The sequence below is a fragment of the Rhizobium sp. 57MFTsu3.2 genome (assembly GCF_012932765.1).
Lineage (GTDB): Bacteria > Pseudomonadota > Alphaproteobacteria > Rhizobiales > Rhizobiaceae > Rhizobium > Rhizobium altiplani.
Genome location: NZ_JDWI01000008.1, coordinates 170,068 through 191,359 on the forward strand (window position 1 = coordinate 170,068; position 21,292 = coordinate 191,359).

The 21,292-nt window shown below is 60.9% G+C and carries 26 protein-coding genes and 1 pseudogene; 11 read left to right on the plus strand and 16 right to left on the minus strand.

Going from position 1 to position 21,292, the window contains the following annotated elements; translation table 11 throughout:
- Window positions 1–7: 7 nt before the first annotated feature.
- The 6 genes from zapE to sdhC all read right to left on the minus strand — a co-directional run bounded on the left by zapE (window position 8) and on the right by sdhC (window position 5,381).
- A complete protein-coding gene (zapE, locus tag AF71_RS11625) occupies window positions 8–1,171 on the minus strand; it encodes a cell division protein ZapE (protein ID WP_113471984.1) in 1,164 nt (387 codons plus the stop codon).
- Between the two features lie 48 nt (window positions 1,172–1,219).
- Window positions 1,220–1,729, minus strand: a complete 510-nt coding sequence (locus AF71_RS11630; protein WP_169681387.1) for a protease inhibitor Inh/omp19 family protein — start codon at window positions 1,727–1,729, stop codon at window positions 1,220–1,222.
- Window positions 1,730–1,952: 223 nt separating this feature from the next.
- Window positions 1,953–2,732, minus strand: coding sequence for a succinate dehydrogenase iron-sulfur subunit (locus AF71_RS11635; RefSeq protein ID WP_169681389.1), 780 nt, complete (start codon window positions 2,730–2,732; stop codon window positions 1,953–1,955).
- Between the two features lie 12 nt (window positions 2,733–2,744).
- Window positions 2,745–4,586 carry a succinate dehydrogenase flavoprotein subunit gene (sdhA, locus tag AF71_RS11640; RefSeq protein WP_169681391.1) on the minus strand — a complete coding sequence of 614 codons (1,842 nt, stop codon included), beginning with the start codon at window positions 4,584–4,586 and terminating at the stop codon, window positions 2,745–2,747.
- A 7-nt stretch (window positions 4,587–4,593) separates the two neighbouring features.
- Window positions 4,594–4,974: a succinate dehydrogenase, hydrophobic membrane anchor protein gene (gene sdhD / locus AF71_RS11645; protein ID WP_018855756.1), complete on the minus strand. Its 381-nt coding sequence runs from the start codon at window positions 4,972–4,974 to the stop codon at window positions 4,594–4,596.
- Between the two features lie 11 nt (window positions 4,975–4,985).
- Window positions 4,986–5,381, minus strand: coding sequence for a succinate dehydrogenase, cytochrome b556 subunit (gene sdhC / locus AF71_RS11650; protein ID WP_025658184.1), 396 nt, complete (start codon window positions 5,379–5,381; stop codon window positions 4,986–4,988).
- A 312-nt stretch (window positions 5,382–5,693) separates the two neighbouring features.
- On the opposite strand from sdhC, the gene AF71_RS11655 reads away from it, so the two are divergent.
- A complete protein-coding gene (locus tag AF71_RS11655; protein ID WP_169681392.1) occupies window positions 5,694–6,218 on the plus strand; it encodes a hypothetical protein in 525 nt (174 codons plus the stop codon).
- Here the strand turns inward: AF71_RS11655 and AF71_RS11660 are convergent.
- The 5 genes from AF71_RS11660 to tsaD are packed head-to-tail and all read right to left on the minus strand — an operon-like array spanning window position 6,208 to window position 9,678.
- A complete protein-coding gene (locus AF71_RS11660; protein ID WP_113471993.1) occupies window positions 6,208–6,855 on the minus strand; it encodes a methyltransferase in 648 nt (215 codons plus the stop codon). The genes AF71_RS11655 and AF71_RS11660 overlap by 11 nt on opposite strands.
- A gap of 7 nt (window positions 6,856–6,862) precedes the next feature.
- Window positions 6,863–7,294, minus strand: coding sequence for an EVE domain-containing protein (locus tag AF71_RS11665; RefSeq protein WP_025658181.1), 432 nt, complete (start codon window positions 7,292–7,294; stop codon window positions 6,863–6,865).
- 2 nt (window positions 7,295–7,296) lie between these two features.
- Window positions 7,297–7,590 carry a YciI-like protein gene (locus tag AF71_RS11670; protein ID WP_018855761.1) on the minus strand — a complete coding sequence of 98 codons (294 nt, stop codon included), beginning with the start codon at window positions 7,588–7,590 and terminating at the stop codon, window positions 7,297–7,299.
- 10 nt (window positions 7,591–7,600) lie between these two features.
- A complete protein-coding gene (locus tag AF71_RS11675) occupies window positions 7,601–8,584 on the minus strand; it encodes an NAD(P)H-dependent glycerol-3-phosphate dehydrogenase (protein ID WP_169681394.1) in 984 nt (327 codons plus the stop codon).
- Window positions 8,581–9,678, minus strand: coding sequence for a tRNA (adenosine(37)-N6)-threonylcarbamoyltransferase complex transferase subunit TsaD (gene tsaD, locus AF71_RS11680; RefSeq protein WP_018855763.1), 1,098 nt, complete (start codon window positions 9,676–9,678; stop codon window positions 8,581–8,583). The genes AF71_RS11675 and tsaD overlap by 4 nt, the downstream gene beginning before the upstream one ends.
- A gap of 73 nt (window positions 9,679–9,751) precedes the next feature.
- Here tsaD and hemC point away from each other — a divergent pair, with 73 nt between their 5' ends.
- The 7 genes from hemC (at window position 9,752) to AF71_RS11715 (ending at window position 16,193) form a co-directional block, all read left to right on the plus strand.
- Window positions 9,752–10,681, plus strand: coding sequence for a hydroxymethylbilane synthase (hemC, locus tag AF71_RS11685; protein ID WP_169681396.1), 930 nt, complete (start codon window positions 9,752–9,754; stop codon window positions 10,679–10,681).
- A gap of 7 nt (window positions 10,682–10,688) precedes the next feature.
- Complete coding sequence (locus AF71_RS11690; protein ID WP_113471987.1) at window positions 10,689–11,393, plus strand: uroporphyrinogen-III synthase; 705 nt, start codon at window positions 10,689–10,691, stop codon at window positions 11,391–11,393.
- Window positions 11,394–11,482: 89 nt separating this feature from the next.
- A complete protein-coding gene (locus AF71_RS11695; protein ID WP_169681398.1) occupies window positions 11,483–12,709 on the plus strand; it encodes a COG4223 family protein in 1,227 nt (408 codons plus the stop codon).
- Window positions 12,710–12,712: 3 nt separating this feature from the next.
- Entirely contained in the window at window positions 12,713–14,305 is a 1,593-nt protein-coding gene (locus AF71_RS11700; RefSeq protein ID WP_169681400.1) for a heme biosynthesis protein HemY, read from the plus strand.
- 15 nt (window positions 14,306–14,320) lie between these two features.
- Entirely contained in the window at window positions 14,321–14,806 is a 486-nt protein-coding gene (locus AF71_RS11705; RefSeq protein WP_018855768.1) for a TerB family tellurite resistance protein, read from the plus strand.
- The gene (locus AF71_RS11710; RefSeq protein ID WP_169681401.1) at window positions 14,796–15,557 is read left to right on the plus strand and encodes a glutamine amidotransferase; all 762 of its coding nucleotides are present in this window, start codon (window positions 14,796–14,798) and stop codon (window positions 15,555–15,557) included. Before AF71_RS11705 ends, AF71_RS11710 begins: the two co-directional genes overlap by 11 nt.
- Window positions 15,558–15,707: 150 nt before the next feature.
- A complete protein-coding gene (locus AF71_RS11715; RefSeq protein ID WP_018855770.1) occupies window positions 15,708–16,193 on the plus strand; it encodes a RidA family protein in 486 nt (161 codons plus the stop codon).
- A 6-nt stretch (window positions 16,194–16,199) separates the two neighbouring features.
- On the opposite strand, the gene AF71_RS11720 is transcribed toward AF71_RS11715, so the two are convergent.
- On the minus strand, window positions 16,200–17,447 hold the full coding sequence (locus tag AF71_RS11720; protein ID WP_062374159.1) for an MFS transporter: 1,248 nt from the start codon (window positions 17,445–17,447) through the stop codon (window positions 16,200–16,202).
- Between the two features lie 107 nt (window positions 17,448–17,554).
- Here AF71_RS11720 and AF71_RS11725 point away from each other — a divergent pair, with 107 nt between their 5' ends.
- Together AF71_RS11725 and AF71_RS11730 are read left to right on the plus strand one after the other, a co-directional pair.
- Window positions 17,555–17,884 (plus strand): YggT family protein, encoded by a 330-nt coding sequence (locus AF71_RS11725; protein ID WP_169681403.1) that lies wholly within the window; start codon window positions 17,555–17,557, stop codon window positions 17,882–17,884.
- On the plus strand, window positions 17,881–18,195 hold the full coding sequence (locus AF71_RS11730) for a DUF167 domain-containing protein (protein ID WP_169681405.1): 315 nt from the start codon (window positions 17,881–17,883) through the stop codon (window positions 18,193–18,195). Before AF71_RS11725 ends, AF71_RS11730 begins: the two co-directional genes overlap by 4 nt.
- Here AF71_RS11730 and ppa read toward each other — a convergent pair whose 3' ends face one another.
- On the minus strand, window positions 18,196–18,732 hold the full coding sequence (gene ppa, locus AF71_RS11735) for an inorganic diphosphatase (RefSeq protein WP_018855774.1): 537 nt from the start codon (window positions 18,730–18,732) through the stop codon (window positions 18,196–18,198).
- Between the two features lie 660 nt (window positions 18,733–19,392).
- Complete coding sequence (locus tag AF71_RS11740; RefSeq protein ID WP_018855775.1) at window positions 19,393–19,602, minus strand: helix-turn-helix transcriptional regulator; 210 nt, start codon at window positions 19,600–19,602, stop codon at window positions 19,393–19,395.
- A gap of 94 nt (window positions 19,603–19,696) precedes the next feature.
- On the opposite strand from AF71_RS11740, the gene AF71_RS11745 reads away from it, so the two are divergent.
- Entirely contained in the window at window positions 19,697–20,581 is an 885-nt protein-coding gene (locus AF71_RS11745) for a LysR family transcriptional regulator (RefSeq protein ID WP_169681408.1), read from the plus strand.
- A 126-nt stretch (window positions 20,582–20,707) separates the two neighbouring features.
- Here AF71_RS11745 and AF71_RS11755 read toward each other — a convergent pair.
- Together AF71_RS11755 and AF71_RS11760 are read right to left on the minus strand one after the other, a co-directional pair.
- Window positions 20,708–21,145: pseudogene (locus tag AF71_RS11755) on the minus strand (hypothetical protein).
- Window positions 21,142–21,285 (minus strand): hypothetical protein, encoded by a 144-nt coding sequence (locus AF71_RS11760; protein ID WP_192241932.1) that lies wholly within the window; start codon window positions 21,283–21,285, stop codon window positions 21,142–21,144. Before AF71_RS11760 ends, AF71_RS11755 begins: the two are co-directional and overlap by 4 nt.
- Between the last annotated feature and the right edge of the window lie 7 nt (window positions 21,286–21,292).

A 21,292-nucleotide genomic window follows, 5' to 3' on the forward strand; every position in this document is an offset into this window, starting at 1 on the left:
CAGAACGTTACTCCGCGGCCCGCCGCTCGTGATGCAATGCAAGATATTCCAAACTGCGCATTTCGAAAAGTCGCGAGACAGTACGATCGAATTCGAAGCCTTCGGTACCACGCGCCTGTGTCAGCAAGTTTTCAGGCATCGCCGCAGCGGAGACATAGAGCCGTACCGCATGATCGTAAAGTGTATCGATCAGGATGATGAAGCGCTTGATCTGGTTTCGCTTGTCTGGCCCCAGCAGCGGCACGTGATCGATGAAGATGGCGTCGAAACGTTCGGCAATGGCCAGAAAGTCCGCGGCACCCAACGGCTTTTCACAGAGATCAGCGAACGAAAACCGCGCCAGCCGATCAACTGCCAGCGGCACGTGGATCGACCGCCCCTTCATCGGAATCTCCAGCGGCTGCGCCTTTCGGCCGTGAAGCGCCTGCATCCAGGATGCATCCATGGCCATGTCGGTCCGGTTATCGATCGGCGTCAGATAGACCGGCTGGCTGTCGAGCTTCTCCATCCGGTAGTCAGTCGGCGAGTCCAGTGTCACGATCTCGACGTTCTGCTTCAGGAGATCGACGAAGGGCAGGAACAAGCTCCGATTGAGGCCGTCCTTGTAGAGGTTGTTGGGCTCGACATTGGAGGTCGCGACCAGCAGGCACCCGCGCCGGAAAAGTTCGGAAAACAGCCGCGACAGGATCATCGCGTCGGCGATGTCAGTCACGGTAAACTCATCGAAGCACAGCAGTTCGGCTTCGTCATAGAGGGCAGCAGCAACGACCGGAATGGGATCGGCCTGCTTGGTCTCGCCCTGCTTGAGCTTCAGCCGGTGTGCCGCGATGCGGTTGTGCACGTCGGCCATGAATTCGTGGAAGTGCGCGCGCCGCTTCTTCGCGCAAGGCGCCATGCCGAAGAACATATCCATCAGCATCGTCTTGCCGCGGCCGACGCTGCCATGAATGTAGAGTCCCTTGACTGCTTCCGCCGGCTTCTTCTTGTTGGCGAACAACCAGCCGAGAGCGCTTGCCTTTGCCGCCGGCCGCCGCTGCTTCAACCCCGACAGTACCCGATCCAGGCATTTCGCCACGTGCATCTGGGCTGAATCGATTTGAAGCGCGCCCGAAGCCGTCAGCGACTTCAATTGTTCACTGACGCTCAGGGTGTAGTCTGGCATGGGTTGCATAAAGGAGGTCCGCCTATGCAGGATCGGCGGCCTTCGCCGCCGGATCTTTTAACGGCTGAGGCTGATCGGCTGACCGGTATTGGTCTGGCCGCTGAAAGCGTTGTCGGCGGTCTTGTAGACGCTGCCGATCTCGTTGCCGCTGCGGTCCTTCAGGATAACCTGCTTGCCTGAAACTTCCCAGGAGCCCATCGCCGTCAGTTCGCCGACGCAGCCGCGCGTACCGCCACGCGAGCCGCTGCCGAGATTGGTGAGCGTCAGGAACATGTCGCAGGAGCCGTTGACGCGCCAGCTGCCGACCATCGATTCCTTCGTGACATCCATCGCATTCGCAGCCATCGCGCCGGGCTGGCCGCCGGCGACTGGCGCCGTGGCCGTTGGAGCGGCCGGGAATTGGGAAGCACCGGAAGGCGGCGGAAGCTGTCCGCCCTGAACCGAAGGAACCGGCTGGGCCGTCAGCGGCGCCGGCTGGCTAAAGCTTGCATTGTCATAGGCGGTGCGCTGGCAGCCAGCTAACGACAGAATAACCACGAGACCTGTCGCCATATGTCTGAACTGCATCATCATACTCCTGATTTTTCCAGTATTGCCCTGAAGTTGCCGCGCAATCACGGCGGAATTATCTTGAAAGGCTGTACTGAATCAAGCCAGCGCGAGGAGAAATTGTGTCGATGTGGGAGCAACGCCGTAACGCCGAGACAAATTTGGCGCAATCCCGGACAGATTAAGGCTTCGCGAGCGGATAAAGAAAAGGGCCGCATCCGCGGCCCTTTTGCTGGATTGATCAAACACGACGCTCGACCATCATCTTCTTGATTTCGGCGATTGCCTTGGCGGGGTTCAGGCCCTTCGGGCAGGTCTGCGCGCAGTTCATGATCGTGTGGCAGCGATAGAGACGGAACGGATCCTCGAGATTGTCGAGACGCTCGCCGGTCGCTTCGTCGCGGCTGTCGATCAGCCAGCGGTAAGCCTGCAGGAGAACGGCCGGACCGAGGTAGCGGTCGCCGTTCCACCAGTAGCTCGGACAGGAAGTCGAGCAGCAAGCGCAGAGAATGCACTCGTAGAGGCCGTCGAGCTTCTGGCGGTCCTCATGGCTCTGCTTCCATTCCTTGGCCGGCGTCGGCGAAACCGTCTTCAGCCATGGCTCGATCGAGCGGTGCTGGGCATAGAAGTTGGTGAGATCCGGGACCAGGTCCTTGACGACAGGCAGATGCGGCAGCGGATAGATCTTCACCGCGCCCTTGATGTCGTCGAGACCCTTGGTGCAGGCGAGCGTATTCGTGCCGTCGATGTTCATCGCGCAGGAGCCGCAGATGCCCTCACGACAGGAACGGCGCAGCGTCAGCGTCGGGTCGATTTTGTTCTTGATGTAGAGCAGACCGTCGAGCACCATCGGACCGCAATCGTCGACATCGATATAGAAGGTGTCGATCGACGGGTTCCGTCCGTCATCCGGGCTCCAGCGGTAGACGCGGAATTCGCGAGTGTTCTTCGCGCCCGCTGGCTTCGGCCATACCTTGCCTTCGCGGATCTGGGAGTTCTTGGGAAGAGCGAGTTCAACCATGTCCGGTTCCTTTTAGTACACGCGAGCCTTGGGCGCGATCTTCTTGGGATCGATGCCCTCTGCGATGAGCTCGGTGTGAACCGGGCGGTAGTCGAGCTTGACGTCGCCTGACTCGTTGACCCAGGCAAGTGTGTGCTTGCGCCAGTTGACGTCGTCACGGCCGGCAAAAGCGCCTTCCGTGTAGTCTTCGCGTGCGTGCGAACCACGGCTCTCCTTGCGAGCCTCGGCGCCGTAGATCGTCGTGATGGCGTTGGCCATCAGGTTCTGCAGCTCGAGGGTTTCCACGAGGTCGGAGTTCCAGATCATCGAACGGTCGGTGACCTTGATGTCGCGCATTTCCTGCCAGATGGCCGAGATGCGCTTGCAGCCCGACTCCAGCGATTCCTGCGTACGGAACACGGCGGCGTCTTCCTGCATGGCGCGCTGCATCTTCTCGCGCAGCACCGCCGTCGGCGTGCCGCCGCTGGCATTGCGCAGGCTGTCGAAGCGATCCATGATCTTGTCGCAGGCGGCGACGTTGAGATGCGGGATCGGCGCGCTGCGATCGATGACCTCGCCGGCGCGGATCGCAGCGGCGCGGCCGAAGACCACGAGGTCGATCAGCGAGTTGGAGCCGAGACGATTGGCGCCGTGCACCGAGGCGCAACCGGCTTCGCCCACGGCCATCAGGCCGGGGATGATGCGCTCCGGATTGGAGCTGTCGGCATTCAGCACTTCGCCCCAGTAGTTCGTCGGAATACCGCCCATGTTGTAGTGGACAGTCGGCAGGACCGGGATCGGCTCGCGCGTCACGTCGACGCCGGCGAAGATCTTGGCGCTCTCGGAAATGCCCGGCAGGCGCTCGTGCAGAACGGCCGGATCGAGATGGTCGAGATGCAGGAAGATGTGGTCCTTGTTCTTGCCGACGCCGCGACCTTCGCGGATCTCAAGCGTCATGCAGCGCGAAACGACGTCGCGCGAGGCAAGGTCCTTCGCCGAAGGGGCATAGCGTTCCATAAAGCGCTCGCCCTCGGAGTTGACGAGGTAGCCGCCTTCGCCGCGCGCGCCCTCGGTGATGAGACAGCCCGAACCGTAAATGCCGGTCGGGTGGAACTGTACGAATTCCATGTCCTGCAGCGGCAGACCGGCGCGGGCCACCATACCGCCGCCGTCGCCGGTGCAGGTATGGGCAGAGGTTGCCGAGAAGTAGGCGCGGCCATAACCGCCGGTCGCCAGCACCACCATCTTGGCGGCGAAGCGATGAATGGTGCCGTCATCGAGGCACCAGGCGACGACGCCGGTGCAGCGGCTGCCGTCATCCGACATGATCAGGTCGAGCGCGAAATACTCGATGAAGAACTCGGCGTTGTTGCGCAGCGACTGACCATAGAGCGTGTGCAGGATCGCGTGGCCGGTACGGTCGGCAACGGCGCAGGTGCGCTGCACCGGCGGGCCTTCGCCGAAGTTCTGCATGTGGCCGCCGAACGGCCGCTGGTAGATCTTGCCTTCCTCGTTGCGTGAGAAGGGAACGCCGTAATGCTCAAGCTCATAGACCGCCTTCGGCGCTTCCATGGTGAGATACTGCATGGCGTCGACATCGCCGAGCCAGTCGGAGCCCTTGACGGTGTCGTAGAGGTGCCACTGCCAGCTGTCGGGCGTCATATTCTGCAGCGAGGCGGCGATGCCGCCCTGGGCAGCGACCGTGTGCGAGCGGGTCGGGAATACCTTGGTGATGCAGGCGGTGCGGAAACCCTGTTCGGCCATGCCAAGCGTGGCGCGAAGACCGGCGCCGCCGGCGCCGACGACGATCACATCGTATGAGTGATCGACGTATTTGTAGGCCTTCCCATTCTGAGCGGGTGAAGTCGGTGCCATGATACGGTTATCCTACGAATGCAATTTTCAGAATGGCGAAGAGACAGAGCCCCGCCATCAGGATCGAAAAGAACGTGTTCAGCATCAGCAGGGCGATCTTGGCGAATTCGCCATGAACGTAGTCCTCGATGATGACCTGCATGCCGAGCCGCATATGAATGACGCCGGAAACGACCATCAGACCCATTACGACCGCAACAAGCGGGTTGGACAGGGCGTGAACCACATCGGCATAAGGCTCGCCGGCGTGAATGATCATGAAGATGATGAAGAAGAGAAAAAGCGGCACGTTGGCAACCGCCGTGACGCGCTGGCGCCAGAAATGATCAGTTCCTTCCTTGGCCGAGCCAAGGCCGCGAACCTTACCCAGGGGGGTGCGCATATCCATGAGAACAACCTTCAGAAGCGAATAAGGAAGCCGATCACCCAGACCAGCACGGTCAGACAGAGCGATATGACGATCGAAGCTTGAGCCATCTTGGTCGAGACTTCCTTGTCGAAGCCGTAACCGAGATCCCAGACGAAGTGACGGAAACCGCCAACCATGTGGTGCAGAAGCGCCCAGGTGTAGCCAAGCAGCACGAGCTTGCCGACGACGCTTCCGAGGATCCAGTTGACCCAGTCATAGTAGGCTTGGCCAGTCGCGGCGGCGATCAGCCACCAGGCGACCAGCAGCGTACCGACGTAAAGCGCGCCACCGGTAATACGGTGAACGATCGACATGACCATGGTGGGGATTGGTTTGTAAATTTGCAAATGCGGCGACAGGGGCCGGTTATTTGTCACATTCGCCATCAGAACCTCGCGGCGTCTTCTCTGCGCTCCTCCATCAGGGAGCATTCAAGGCGATCACACGAATGACAAATTTCTTTGTGTGCGTCGCATCAATGGCGACGTTTAATCACGTAAGCCCCTAACGACAAGTATAATTGCACCCCCAATTTAATTTAATCGATTTGCGTCTCTGGGTGGCGCGAACTGCGCTTGACGGCCTGGCCCGCGCTTGGCGCGAACGGCATGGCCAGACGTCTTCTGGACAATCGGCGGCTTTTGGCGCATTTTGCAGTTAACGCTTTGTTAAGCATTTCATTTTCGGAGATCCGCGCGATGCTGAAGTCTATGTCCGCGCTCGTTTCACTTGTCGCCGCTGTTTTGATCGCACTGCCGATGTCGGCGGACGATTTTGGGAGGGGTTCATTCTCTCGCCACGGTGGTAAGGGATTCTTCAGGCATCACGCACCCACGATCGTCGGTCGGCCTTTTTTTGGATGGAACGACGGACGCATCCGATTCTCGGATGGTTCCAAACGGTTCGGCCATCGCTTCGGTCGGACGCCCCTAATCAAGCCTGCGTCATTCCCGTATCGCGGCAATAGTGGTTATCGCGGTTATGGCGGACGCAACGTCATCGTCCTCGTTCAGTCGCCGACAGGCACAGGCGTAAGCGGCACCTATTCGGGATCGTCCTACGTGTATGACGCCGGCGGCGGGACTTACGTCACAGCGAGCGGCTATAGCGTCGGTGCCCAGCAAAGAACCATTACCCTTGCGCCAATGGCCAAGGTGATCAACGTGACCACAAAGAGCAGCAGCTGCTCCTACGAGGCCGGCGTCTGCGTTATCAGGCCGTGAAGCGCCAAACGGTCGTTTTCTTCACCTCGCTGTCTTCAAGCGCCCGGGTAACCGGAACCTCGTAGACTGCGCAGAATTCCAGGTTCTCCTTGGGAAGATAGCTGCGTCCCGGATCCCCGACGAAGATGGCGATGCCTTGGCGACTGAGCATATTGAACCATGGAACGATCGCGGCCGCAAAGCCGGCGTCGTAGAAGACGTCGCCGGCGAGCAGAATGTCAGCCTCGACGTTGCGGCCGATCAGATCGGCACCGATAAAATCGATATCCGCCTTGTTCAGTTCGGCGTTCAGCCACACAGCGGTTTCGGTCCAGGGGTCGATGTCGGCGGCAACGACCTTCGCCGCTCCCGCGAGCTTTGCCGCAATCGCAACAAGGCCGGAACCCGTGGCAAAGTCGAGGACGCATTTGCCGGCAACGATATCAGGATGATCGAGTACGTAGCGTGCCAGCCCTTGGCCGCCCGCCCAGGCGAATGCCCAGAAAGGCGGCGGCAGGCCGATTTCCGCAAGCTCCTCTTCCGTCTTTAGCCATAGCTCGTGGGCTTCGTCCGCCAGATGCAGCCGAATTTCGGGCACATGCGGCGGCGCCATTGGACTGGTATTCGCGCGGATGAAGACCTCGGGTTCGGTTTTCAACGGCGGCTCACCGCGGCGGATTGTCGAGGCCACCCAGCCGGCAAATCTCGAGATACTCTTCGTCTGTTACCGGCTGGACCGAAAGCCGCATGGAAGTGACGAGCGACATCTTGGCAAACTTCTCGTTGGCCTTGATGTCCTTCAGCGAAACCGGCTTGGGGATATCGCAGACGGCGCGAATGTCGACGCAGTCCCAGCGGTCATCGCCGGCTGCTGTCGAGTCCGGGTGAGACAGAGCGCAGACCTCGACGATACCGACGATCTCGAGACCTTCGTTGGAGTGGTAGAAGAACCCCTTATCGCCAAGCTGCATCGCCCGCATGTTGTTGCGGGCGAGATAGTTGCGGACACCGGTCCATTCGGTGCCCTTCTCGCCGGCCGCCTTCTGCTGCTCCCACGACCAGGAAGCGGGTTCTGATTTGTAGAGCCAATGCGCCACGCTCAAGCCTCCGGATTGTTGAAGACCCAATTGAAGGGCTTGATGTCGACGCTCTCAAAAAGGCCGGCCTTGGCGTAGGGGTCGCTGTCCGACAGCGCCTTCGCCGCTTCGATCGTATCGGCATGAATGATGACCAGGCTGCCGCAGGGCTTGCCATCAGCGTCGAGAAACGGGCCAGCCATCTTCAACACGCCCTCGGCATTGAGCTTGTTGAGATGTTCCACATGGGCGGGCCGCGCCTCCATGCGGACGTTGAGGTGATCGGGCTTATCCTTGCAGAGGAGGGCAAAAAGCATATCGGAACTCCTATTCAGTCGTAATCGGACGCGTCATGAGCTGATCGATGGCCTCGGCAATTCCGAGCTTGCCTTCGATGATAGCGGATACGGCATCGGTAATCGGCATGTTGACATTGAGCGACTGCGCAAGGCGCGACGCAACAGCCGCCGCAAAGGCGCCCTCTACGAGTTCGCCATGAGTGGGATCGACGGTCTCGCCGCGACCAAGGGCAATGCCGAAGCGCAGGTTACGAGATTGATGGCTGGTTGCCGTCAGCACCAGGTCGCCAAGGCCGGACAACCCGCGCACCGTGTCCGCCTGCCCGCCTTTGGCGACGACAAAACGCGACATCTCGGCAAGCCCGCGCGCAATCAGCGCCGCCCGCGCAGAGTCTCCGATACCGGCGCCTTCGACAATGCCGCAGGCGATCGCCAGAACGTTCTTCAGCGCTCCGCCGAGCTGGACGCCGATCCGGTCTGACGAGGCATAAAGCCGGAATGTTCGGCCAGAGATCGCATGCGCCAGCCTTTCGGCAACATCGATATCCGCAGCGGCGATCGCCATGGCAGTCGGCAAGCCCTTGGCGATATCGGCGGCAAATCCCGGCCCCGATAGCACGGCGATAGGGTGGCCCGGTATTTCGCGCTCCAGCATGTCGGTCAGCAGATTGCCGGTTGTCCGCTCAATGCCCTTTGCACAGGTCACGACGATCGCATTGTTCTGGAGATAGGGGCGGTATTGTCTTGCCGCATCCGCCTGCGCCTGTGAGGGCATCGCGAAGAGGACGATGTCGGCGTCGCTGATCGCGGCCGGCTCGGCAGAGAAGGCGAGCGACTCCGGCAAGGCGATGCCTGGCAAGACAGCGTCATGCAAATGCTCAGCCTGCAAGCCCGCGATCAGCTCAGGATCTCGGCCGACGAGCGTCACCGCATTGCGCTCGGTCAGCGCGATCACCGCGGCAAGCGCGGTTCCAAAAGCACCAGCTCCGATAACGGCGATCTTCTCGCTCATGCTTTCGCTCCCCGTTTGCCAAAGCCAAGCAGCGTTTCGGCGTTGGAATCCAGCGGCCAGCGCGAACGCGGCTGCACGTCGAGATCATCCGGCTCGACGCCTGTCGCCATGCGCTCCAGACCCGCCCAGGCGATCATCACGGCGTTATCGGTGCACAATCTGAGCGGCGGCGCGACAAAGCGAAAGCCATGCTTGTCGCAAAGCGACTGCAGGGTGCTGCGAACCTCCAGATTGGCAGCGACCCCGCCAGCAACCACAAGGGCCGGTCCGCCGTCGACCTGCGGAAACTCGGCCTTGAAGCGCTCCAGACCCCGGCCAATACGATCCTTCAGCGTTCGCGAGATCGCCTTCTGGAATGAGGCACAGATGTCCGCGACATCCTGCTCCGTCAATGGCGCGATTTCGGTTGCGGCCTGGCGTACGGCCGTCTTCAGGCCGGAAAACGAGAAATTCAGTTTCGCCTCGCCAACCAGAGGGCGCGGAAAGTTGAAGCGGTCCGGGTCACCGCTCTTGGCCGCGCGCTCGACCGCCGGTCCGCCTGGATACGGCAGGCTCAGCAACTTCGCCGTCTTGTCGAAAGCTTCGCCGAGGGCGTCGTCGATCGTCGTGCCCCAGCGCTCGTATTGCCCGACACCCCGGACAAGAATAAGCTGCGTATGGCCGCCGGAAACGAGCAGCATCAGATAGGGAAATGCGAGCCCATCCGTCAGCCGCGCCGTCAATGCGTGCCCTTCGAGATGGTTGACGGCATAGAGCGGTTTTCCGGACGCCTTGGCGATTGCCTTTCCGGTCATGAGGCCGACAAGCAGACCGCCGATCAGGCCAGGCCCCGAGGTTGCCGCGATGGCATCGATATCGGAGAGCGACACATTGGCGCGTTTCAAGGCTTCGTCGATCAGCGTATCGAGTGCCTCGACATGGGCGCGGGCCGCAATCTCCGGCACAACGCCGCCATAGGCGCTGTGCTCCTCGAGCTGGCTCAAGACGACGTCCGAACGCACCGTCGGCTGCCCGTCGACGGCTCGCTCGACCACAGCCGCGGCGGTTTCGTCGCAGCTTGTTTCGATGCCGAGAATACGCAGAAAGGGCGCCATGAAACCTGATCGTTGATTGCGATGGATCTTAAACCTGTTTACGAGGAACTCCGGTAACAACGGATCAATGCGGATGCAAACAAAACCTTTCCGGATCGGTACTCGAGGCAGCCCGCTGGCGCTTGCCCAGGCTCACGAGGCACGTGACAGGCTGATGGCGGCGCATGGACTGCCCGAAGCAATGTTCGAAATCGTCGTACTGAGCACCAAGGGCGATCGCATCACCGACCGTTCGCTGGCCCAGATCGGCGGCAAGGGACTTTTCACCGAAGAGCTGGAGCAGCAACTTGCGAGCGGCGACCTCGACATTGCCGTGCATTCCGCCAAGGACATGCCGACACAGCTTCCGGAGGGGCTCTGTCTTTCGGCCTTTCTGCCGCGCGAGGATGTCCGGGACGCGGTGATCGGACGCACTGCGCCAAAACTGATGGACCTGCCCCACGGCGCGACGGTCGGCTCCTCTTCGCTTCGCCGTCAGGCGCTTATCCGCCGCATGCGTCCAGACATCAACGTCATCACCTTTCGTGGCCTCGTCGATACGCGGCTTAGAAAGCTGCAAGAAGGCCAGGTCGACGCCACGCTGCTTGCGCTTGCCGGCTTGAAGCGGCTCGGCAAGGTCGAGGTGATAACCGATATCCTCCCTGCTGAAACCTTTCCGCCTGCACCGGCACAGGGCGCCATCTGCATTGAAAGCCGCATCGGCGACACCCGCATCGATAGCCTGCTTGCGCCCATCAACGATGCCACGACCTTCGACGCGGTTTCCTGTGAAAGGGCCTTCCTTGCCGCCTTGGACGGCTCCTGCCGCACGCCGATCGGCGGTTACGCCGTCTGCGAAGGCGACCAGGTCCGCTTCTCCGGCTTGATCATCACACCTGATGGCCGCAACCAGCATGCCATCAGCGTCGATGGCCACAGGCGCGATGCGGCCGCTTTGGGCACCCGCGCAGGGCAGGAGATCCGCGCCCGCGCCGGCAGCAGTTTCTTCGACGACTGGAGCTGATGTCCTAATGCGCGTGCTCGTGACCCGTCCTCAGCATTCGGGCGAGCGCACCGCCAAGCGTCTTCGCGAGCTAGGACACGAACCGATACTGCTGCCCCTGTCGCATCCGGTTCACGACGCCAACGCGGCGTTGCGCGGCTTGAGCACGACCAAGGGCAGCATCGCGATCACCAGTGCCGAAACGATCCGGGCGCTCACAGCCCATGACGCCGAGCTGGCCGTTCACCTCGCTCGCCCCCTCTTTGCGGTCGGTGATGCGACGGCTGAGGAAGCGCGGGCGATCGGCTTTAGCTCCGTCACGGCATCGGGCGGCAGCGGCGCCGAGCTTGCTGAGACGATTGCGAAAAAAGCAGGGGGCTCCGTTCTCTATCTGGCGGGATCGCCGAGAGCGGAGACCTTCGAGAAGCGTGCAAGCGAAATCGGCCTGCGGATTACCGTCGCGGAGTGCTACCGGATGGAGCCGACACCGATCGCGCCGCAAGCGCTGGACACAATCTTTGAGCAGCGGCCGGATGCGATCCTGTTTTTCTCGCGCCAGACAGCAGAAGACTTCTTCCGTGTCGCTGAGCCGCAGATGCGACCCGATCGGGTAGACGGAATACGTCTTCTCTGCCTCAGCAAATCCGTTGCAGAGATGGTCCCCGCGTCGCTGCGGGGCGCTGTGAGCATCGCGGCGATGCCGGAGGAGCGCAGCCTTTTGTCGCTCCTTTGAACGCGCTGCGTGCCCAAATTTCGTCTAACCTCTTTCCTTGTCTGGCATCACTGACTAGTTTCGTTGCATTGCATAATTAAGAGGGTCTCATGGCACCAGGAAATCCGCCTCGCCACTCGAAGAGCACCGAGAAGCCGGTCACTATCGATCTGGATAAGCAGGAATTTGCTTCTGCCAAGGATGCCGAGACGAAAGCCGAGGAACCGGCCGATGTGCCGAAACCCGGTACCGTGGATGAGCCTCAAGCGCAGCCTGAATTGACCGACGAGCCATCGCCTGACGAAGCGCCAAAGGCTGCAGCCGAACCCGCACCCGAAACGAGCGAGCCGGCACCGCCAGCACCGCCCACCTTCCCGCGCAACAGCACATCGGGCCTGATCGCCGCCGGCATTGTCGGCGGCCTGATCGCACTTGTCGGCGCCGGAGCCATTCAATATGCCGGGTTTCTGCCCGGCTCGTCCGCGCCTGCTTCACCCCCTGCCGATGTCTCCAATCTCTCGGCTGAAATCGACGGGCTCAAGCAATCGGTCGCCAATCTCGCCGCTGCCCCCTCCACGCCAGATAACGGCGCGCTGGAACAGCGTATTGCTGCGCTGGAAGTGACGGCCAAGACCCTGCCGGCTGCTGCCGACACGGCTGCGGTCGATGCTTTCAATCAGAAGATCGCCGACCTGACCGGCCAGATCGACCAGCTACGGGCCGCGGTCTCCCAGACAACGGAACAAAAAGCCGCCGACGGCGCCGATATCACGCAACACCTGGCCGAAATCGAGAAGAAGCTGAACGAGCCGCGGCGCGACGTTGCCGTCGCCAAGGCCATCGCGGCCGCCGCTTTGAAGGCGGCGATCGATCGCGGCGGACCGTTCGTCGCCGAGCTCGACACCTTTGCCGGCGTCTCTCCTGACGATCCGGCCGTTGCAGATCTGCGCAACTTCGCCGAAACCGGCGTTCCCTCGCGCGCCGAACTGATCCGCCAGGTCCCGGATGTTGCAACCGCCATCGTCGGTTCCGTCAATCAGGCCGCTCCCGACCAGACTTGGTCCGACCGGTTGATGGCAAGCGCCAAGTCGCTGGTAACGATCCGCCCCGTCGGCAATATTGAGGGTGAGAGCGTCGAGGCAATTGCCGCGCGCATGGAAGACAAGGTGAAGAACGGCGACCTGCAGGGCGCCGCGTCCGAATGGGCCGATCTGCCTGCTCAGGCAAAACAGGCCTCCGCCGCTTTCAAGCAATCGCTGGAAGCCCGCATCCGCGTCGAGGATCTTGTGGGCAGCGCCCTGTCCAACGCGGTCTCCAGCGCCGGCAAGGAGGGCTGAGGCATGGTCAGGCTCGTCATATTTGCCCTCGTCGTCCTCGCACTAGGCTGCGGATTTTCCTGGCTGGCAGATCGCCCGGGCGATCTTTCGCTGGTCTGGGAAGGGCAGCTTTACCAGACCCGGCTGGTCGTGGCGGCAAGCGCCCTGATCGCGCTCATCGCGGCCGTGATGGCCGCGTGGTGGCTGCTGCGCACACTCTGGACGTCGCCCTACTCCGTCACTCGCTATTTCCGTGCCCGCAAGCGCGACCGCGGTTATCAGGCTCTGTCGACTGGCCTGATCGCGGCTGGTGCCGGCAATGCGCTGATGGCGCGCAAGATGGCCGCCCGTTCGCAAGGATTGCTCCGCGCCGATCAGGAGCCGCTGATCGCCCTCCTTGAGGCGCAGGCGGCGCTGATCGAAGGTCGCCACGACGAAGCGCGCGCCAAGTTCGAGGCGATGACCAATGATCCCGAGACCCGCGAGCTCGGGCTGCGCGGACTGTATCTGGAAGCCAAGCGGCTCGGCGCCAATGAGGCGGCGCGTCAATATGCGGAAAAGGCCGCGGACAACGCGCCCTATCTGCCTTGGGCAGCACAGGCAACGCTTGAGTATCGCAGCCAGGCGGGTCGCTGGGATGATGCGATGCGACTGCTGGAACAACAAAGGGCTGGCCGCGTCATCGAAAAGGCTGAGGCGGATCGGCTTCGCGCGGTTCTGCTTACCGCCCGCGCCACCGAGAAGCTCGAGAACGATCCGGCGGGAGCACGCGACGACGCCACGCATGCCCTGAAGCTCGCCGCCGACTTCGAGCCTGCCGCGATTGTCGCCGCGAAGGCGCTGTTCCGCGAAGACAAGCTGCGCAAGGCGGCATCCATCCTCGAACAGGCATGGAAATCGGCCCCGCACCCGGACATCGGTCGCACCTATGTTCGCGCCCGCAGCGGCGATTCTGCCGCTGATCGCCTGAAGCGCGCCGAGCGACTGGAGGGGATACGGCCGAACAACGTCGAATCCCTGCTTCTCGTGGCGCAGGCTGCCCTCGACACGCAGGATTTCGCCAAGGCCCGCACCAAGGCGGAGGCTGCCGCCCGGATTGAGCCGCGCGAAGCAACCTTCCTGCTGCTCGCGGACATCGAAGAAGCCGAAACGGGTGATCAGGGCCGCGTTCGCCACTGGCTTGCCCAAGCCCTCAAGGCGCCGCGCGACCCGGCATGGGTCGCCGATGGTTACGTTTCCGACAAATGGTTGCCGCTTTCGCCTATTACCGGTCGGCTGGATGCCTTCGTCTGGAAGGCACCGTTCGACCATGTGGATAATGTTGCCGATGAAAGCAAGACGATCTCCATAGACCGCGCCCTGAAAACGCTGCCGCCGGTGCGCGAAGCTCGCTCCGAAGGCCCGGCCAGCGATCACCGCATCATCGAACTCGAGCGGGCTGCCACGATAGCTGAGGCGGCGCGTCCATCGCCGAAACCGCCGGCATCAAGCAAGCAGGCGGCGGAAGCTGCAACTTCACCCGAACCGCGCCCCTTCTTTGGCGGCCTGCCGGACGATCCCGGCGTTCGCAATCCAGCGGCGGAGCCAGAACCCAAGACACGGCTTCGCCTTTTCTAGACAAACAGGATCTAAATGTTCGAACGCTTCCAGGAATTCTTTCAGAATCTGACTTCCGACAACACAAAGAAAGGCTTCGCGCCGGACGACCCGCGCATCGCGGTGGCCGCGCTCTGTATGCAGGTCATGGAGGCGGACGGGCAGGTCAAGGACAGTGAGACGAAGCGGCTTCGCAAGCTGTTGAAGGACCAGTACGGGCTTGACCGCAAGCAACTCGACGCGCTGATGGCCGCGGGCCGTGAGGCGGAAAGCGATGCCGTCGACTACTACCGCTTCACGTCGGATCTCAAGCGCCACCTCAACACGGAACAGCGGCTCGAGCTGATTGGGGTCCTCTGGGACATTGTCTATGCCGATGGCGAGCGCAGCGAAATGGAAGATGATGCAATCTGGCGCATTGCCGAACTCCTCGGTGTTTCCGCGCGCGAGCGGATCCAGAAGCGGCAGGAAGCAGCACGACGGGTCACGGATACCGAGGTAGTGGGGGACGATGCCGACTGACCGCTTACCGGAGCACGAGAAGCGCCCAGTCCTGATTGTTCTGCATCAGGAGCGCTCGAGCGCTGGCCGGGTCGGTCAGCTGCTGGCCGAGAAAAGGTATCGGCTCGATATCCGGCGCCCGGTTCTCGGCGACAAACTGCCCTCCACACTTGCAGAGCATGCGGGCGCCGTTGTCTTCGGCGGCCCGATGAGTGCCAACGATACCGAGGACTTCGTCAAGTCGGAGATCAACTGGCTGGACGTGCCGCTCAGGGAGAAGCGCCCGCTACTCGGGATCTGCCTCGGCGCACAGATGCTGGTGAGGCAGCTCGGCGGCAAGGTTCAGGCGAACGCCGATGGTTCCACGGAGATCGGTTGGTATCCGCTGCGCCCGACGGAGAAAGGCCGGCTGCTGATGCACTGGCCGAGGATGGTTTACCACTTTCATCGCGAAGGGTTTGACCTGCCGCATGGTGCCGAACTGCTGGCTGAGGGCGATACCTATCCCAATCAGGCGTTTCGCTACGGCGGCCATGCCTGGGGGCTGCAGTTCCATGCCGAGCTGACACGCGCGATGATGCACCGCTGGGTGGTTCACGGCGCCCACCGCTTCATTCTTCCCAATGCGCAGCAGGGTCGTGAGCATCTGGAAGGACGTATGCTCTTCGACGCGCCGCTGAAGGCATGGCTGAACGAGTTCCTCGACATCGTCTTCGAGGGCAAGACGTCCAAATCCGTCGCAGCAGCCAAGGCCGCCACACTTCCCGCCTAGACGGGTGCGCCAGGCACCGCGTCGTGCTAAGGTCGGCGCGTACCATCACTCTGGCTATATTCACCAGCAGGAATGCGTTCCGATCCACGACCCGGTCTTGGAATTGCCGCGCGCGCAATGACGGACCAAAGCTATGTCCGGAGGAATTCCATGGCCAACTATGAGCAGAGACTTGCCGCGATGGGATTGGTTCTACCGCAGCCCCTGAAACTGCCCTCCAACATGGTCCTTCCTTTTCCGTGGGTGAATGTGCGCGGCAATCGCGCATTCGTCTCAGGCCATGGCCCGCAGAATACCGATGGAACACCTGCCGGCCCGTTTGGAGCCGTCGGTGAAAACATCTCCATCGAGGAGGCCAAGGCATCTGCGCGGAAAGTCGCGCTTTCCATGTTGGGCAGCCTGAAGCGGGAGCTGGGTAGTCTCGATCGCATTACTGGCTGGTGTCGTGTGTTCGGCATGGTCAATTGCGCGCCCCGCTTTGCCAATCCGCCAGCCGTAATCAACGGCTTCACCGAGCTGATCATCGAGGTATTTGGACCTGAGGTGGGCAGTCACTCCCGATCCGCGATTGGCGTTGCCGGTCTGCCGCTGAACTTTCCGGTCGAAATCGAAGCGGAAGTCATCGTCTCGACCTGAAGGCCGTCACACCGGCTCCAGCCGCTCCGGCGCATCAAGCGTGTCGATCTTGCGCAGCTTCGGAAAGCTCGTGGCCCAAATTGCCGCGACGGCAAGCGTTCCGATGCCGCCGATAATAACCGCAGGGACGGCGCCGAAAATGGAAGCCATCGTGCCCGCGCGGAATTCGCCGAGTTCGTTGGAGGCACCGACGAAGACCATGTTGACGGCATTGACACGGCCGCGCAGTTCGTCCGGCGTCCAGAGCGCGATCAGGCTCTCCCGCACATAGACGGAAATCATGTCGGCCGCACCCATGATGGCGAGCGCCGCGATCGACAGCTCCGTGCTGGTCGAAAATCCGAAAACGATCGTACCGATGCCGAACAGGGCAACGCCGATGAACATGGCAATGCCGGCACTGTGCTTGAGCGGATAGGCGGCGAGAAAAATCGCCATGGCGATCGCGCCGACCCCGGGTGCCGCGCGCAGGAGACCGAGCCCCCAGGGCCCGAGTGTCAGGATATCGCGCGCAAAGATCGGCATCAGCGCCGTCGCACCGCCGAGGAGCACCGCGAAGAGATCGAGCGATATGGCACCCAGCACGACTTTCTCGGCACGAATGTAGCGGAAGCCGCCGAGGATCATATCCCAGCTCTTGGCTTCACCCATCGTCTTCTGCGGCGGCTTGGGGATCATGTAGAGCAGCGCTGCGCCAAGAGCAGCGAAGATGACCGCGACCGTATAGGCTGTATGAGGGTTGATGCCATACAAAAGACCACCGAGAACGGGGCCCGTGATCGCCGCCAGCTGCCATGAAGACGAATTCCAGGCGATGGCGTTTGACAGATCCTCCGGCGGCACAAGGTTCGGCGCCAGCGATTGCACAGCCGGCGACATGAAGGCGCGCTCGATGCCGAAAACCAGCAGGACGGCAAATACCGGCAACGGCGAGAACGTCCCTGTGATCGTCATCAATAGCAGCGCCAGCGTGCACAAGGCGCTGATGAGCGAGCAGATGGCGGCGATCGCACGTCGATTGTGCCGGTCGGCTACGGATCCGGTGACAAGGATCAGGACCAGCGAAGGCAGAAATTGCACTAGGCCTATCAGTCCGAGATAGATGGCACTGCCGGTCTGGTCGTACATCTGCCAGCCGACGGCCACGCTGACGATCTGCTGCGAAAAAGACAGGAGAAACCGCGCGAAAAAGAACCGGGTATAGGATGGATACCGGAAAGCGGCAAAACGATCTCCGGTTGGCGAAAAAGACATGGAGACTTTCCAGAAAACAGCCAGACGCCAACGCACGACGCCGCTGTCAAACGTGATTTACAAGGCGTTTCGAGACAGCACTTGCCGGTTTAGTCGCCAATGTCTACATGTCTGTCAACAACGAACTGGAGACTGCGATGACTGCGCTTTTTCAAACCATTGATTTGGCTTTGTATTTGTATACTTTAGTCTTGGTGGCCAGCGCTATTTTCTCGTGGCTCTACGCCTTTAATGTTATCAATTCCAGCAATCAATTCGTCAATTCGGTCGGCATGTTCCTCTACAATGTCACAGAGCCGCTTCTGCGCCCGATCCGCCGCTTGCTGCCAAACCTCGGTGGTATCGACATCTCGCCAATCATTCTGCTCCTGATCATCTTCTTCCTGCGCTCGTACCTCACCAACACAATTGCACGCGTTTTCGGCGTTTACATGTGAGCCGGGCGTGGGCGATCTTTGATTGCCATATCCATATCACCGTTCGCCTGACGCCTAGTGGCGGACGCGACGCAATCGACGGCGTGGAGACAGACGCCGAGGGCAAAGCCCATCTCAAGGCCAGAGTGACTGCCGTTCCCGAGAAGGGCAAGGCGAACAAGGCATTGATCGCGCTCGTGGCGAAATCGCTTCGCGTTGCAAAATCATCGGTCAGCCTCGCCTCAGGTGAAACGTCGCGCAAAAAAATCCTCCGGATCGACGGCGACCCGGAGGATTTGATCAGGAAATTACAAGCTCTTCTCGAAAGCTGATCAGGCCTTTGCCTTCTTGGCGCGTTCGATCGCCTCGAGGATCAGTGCGCCAGCTTCCTTGGAATCACCCCAACCGAAGATCTTCACCCACTTGCCGGGTTCGAGATCCTTGTAATGCTCGAAGAAGTGCTCGATCTGCTTCAGCGTGATCTCGGGAAGGTCGGTGTAGTCGTTCACCTTTTCGTAGCGCAGCGTCAGCTTCGGCGACGGCACGGCGATGATCTTCTCGTCCTTACCGGAGTTGTCTTCCATCTTGAGAACGCCGATCGGGCGCACGTTGATGACGCAACCCGGAACAAGCGGACGCGTGCTGGCGATGAGGACGTCGATCGGATCGCCGTCTTCCGAAAGCGTGTGCGGCACGAAGCCGTAGTTGCCCGGATAGGTCATCGGCGTATAGAGGAAGCGATCAACAACCAGCGTACCGGCTTCCTTGTCCATCTCGTACTTGATCGGATGGCCGCCGACGGGCACCTCAACGATTACGTTGACATCTTCCGGCGGGTTCTTGCCGATGGAAATCGCGTCAATGCGCATAGAGCTTCCCTTTAACGGTTAAGTCGATGGTTGCCAGATACTGGGAATCATCCCGCAACGCAACACGCCAATGTGGATTGGCCCGTCTAAGAGGGCCGTCAAGGTGACACGCGACTTCTCTGCTGTTCGCTTGCAAAAGGCGGAGCGGATCCGAACGACACCCCCTGTCGGCCTGACAGTAGATGGCGCAGGTAATCACCGAGTCGGCTCAATCCTGCCCATAATCGCTGACCAAGCATGATGCGACGCTGGAGCTGATAGGCAAGTATGCCGCTAATAGACCGGACACGACCGATACTGCGACCGGTAGCGGCGCGGTAAAAGTCGCGGGATTGGCGCGATCAAACAGGCCTCCGGCAGAATCCGGTGCAGCAGGTAAATGTGATAGCTCGCCGCAGCGATCGAGACCAGCGCGGCGGCAAGCATTGCGGGCAGCTTGGACCGAGACACGTAAAGAAGGACGGCAAGTACCGGCAACAGCATACCATAGAGGACCCATGACCCTGCCCAGTTTCTGCCGGTATAGGAGCGAGACGGGCCGCTTCAGTCCATGAAAGCCATTCTGGAGAAGTAGGCTATGTCGATTTACGTGGGCCCTTGTCGATGAGCAGCGCGCATTTGATGCGTCAGCGGTTCGAATACCTTCAAGAGCATCATTTTTTAAAACGGCTTAAGTAGCTCGGCCGCATCAGTCCCGAGCGCTTTGGCGAGCTTGTCGACGACTTCGATGGTAGGGCTGTAGACTGCTCTCTCCAGTGAGCTAACGTACGTTCGATCAATGTCGGCTTTGTAAGCGAGGTCCTCCTGCGACAGGCCCTTGGCCTGACGCATCCGCCTCAAGTTTCGCGCGAATGTCTCCCGAATTTCCATCTAAGCAGGAAAATTCTTGTGGAGTATTTCTCCACGGAGTATACTCTACAAAATCGCTGTCGAGTGATTTTATTGGCCTGGAGGAGCACAACAAGTGGAACTGCGCCAACTCTCCTATTTCAAAGCAGTGGCCGAGGAACTGCACTTCGGCCGGGCGGCAGCCAGGATGCACATTGCCCAGCCGGCCTTAAGCAACCATGTGATGTCGCTGGAAAGGGAGCTTGGGTGCCCTTTGTTCATCCGCTCGACCAGAAGGGTGGAACTGACGAGGGCAGGCGAGACCTTCTACGATCGCTGTGTGCGGATCCTGAGCGACATCGACCTGACCACCGAACTGACCCGGGCAGCCGGCGGCAGCCGCATCCGCCAGATCAGGATCGGCAGTATCTACCCGGCCACCATGGGCATGCTGCCAACCTTCCTTGCCAAGATCGCCCGCAAGTATCCCGATGTCCGCATCCACATCGCGTCGGGCAATACCGGCGAGATCATCCGCGGCCTGGAGACCGGCCAGCTCAATCTGGGCTTCATTCGCCCGGTGGAAAACATCGGCTCGTTACGCTTCGTCTCGCTTGCGCATGAGCGCTACTANCTGGCGGTTGGCCATGCCAATCCGCTGGCCGCCAGGGACGAGATCAGCATCGANGATCTGCGCACTCAGAAGATCATCGCCTTCAACCGGCAGAACCTGTCGTTTTCGGAGCGCTACTTCAATGAGAAGTTCGCCGAATACGACCTCACCGCCAACATTGCCTTCAGCTGCGATGACACCTATGCGCTGGTGTCGCTGGTCTCCGCCGGGCTTGGCATCGGCTTTGCGCCGGAATGGACGCTTGATCTTCCCAATCGCGGCTTTGAGCTGAAGAAGGTGAAGGGCATCGACTTCCGGATCGGGCTTGGGATCGCCTGGAGCAAAGAAGATCCAACCGCTGGTCGCGACGATATCGTCGACATCGCACGGTCGCTCGCTCGGCGCTGACGTTGCAGCTCGTCCGGCGCGACGAGCGGCGTATCTCCATGTCGAGCAAACTGGCGCAGTTCCCCTTCGTACGTGAACTCTGCCGAAATCAACACATTGCCTGTCACAGGAAGGATTGGTGCCGTTTCAGGGGCTCAAATGGAGAATTGCCGTGCAGCGATGGCGGCTGACTTCGGAGAGCGATTTACGGCGGGCGACGAATTCGCGCAGTATCGGCGGAAGAAGTCCTTGCTGAACCGGCCAATTGGCAGCTCCGGTTCGAGATAGAACGAGTGACCGATGACGTCGCTGTTGAATTCGTCCATGATGATCCAGAGATGGCGATCTGCATCGAAGCCGGCGCGACGTTTTTCGATTGCCGGGATCTCGAAGGCGAACCGGTCCCGCTCGGGCTGTTTCGTGGTGATCGGGAAAAATAACACCGAGTCACCATCGGCACGCGCCGTCCGCACGCCGACCGCGACGGGGCGCTCCTTGCGTCCCTCTCGCCTTTTCCTGCTTCTCGATGCTAGAGATAAGGATGCGAATGACGGCTGCGGTCTGGATGTCGTCATAAACACTCATCGCCCGACCTCGTCGTCCTCAGCATATTGTTCGACCACGCGTTCCATGTCGGCGAACAAGGCGTCGGACATGGTGTCGATCGACCCGATCGCTCGGGCATCGGCGCCCTTCATGAGCCGCTCGTAGTCGTTTATGTTCAAGATTTGC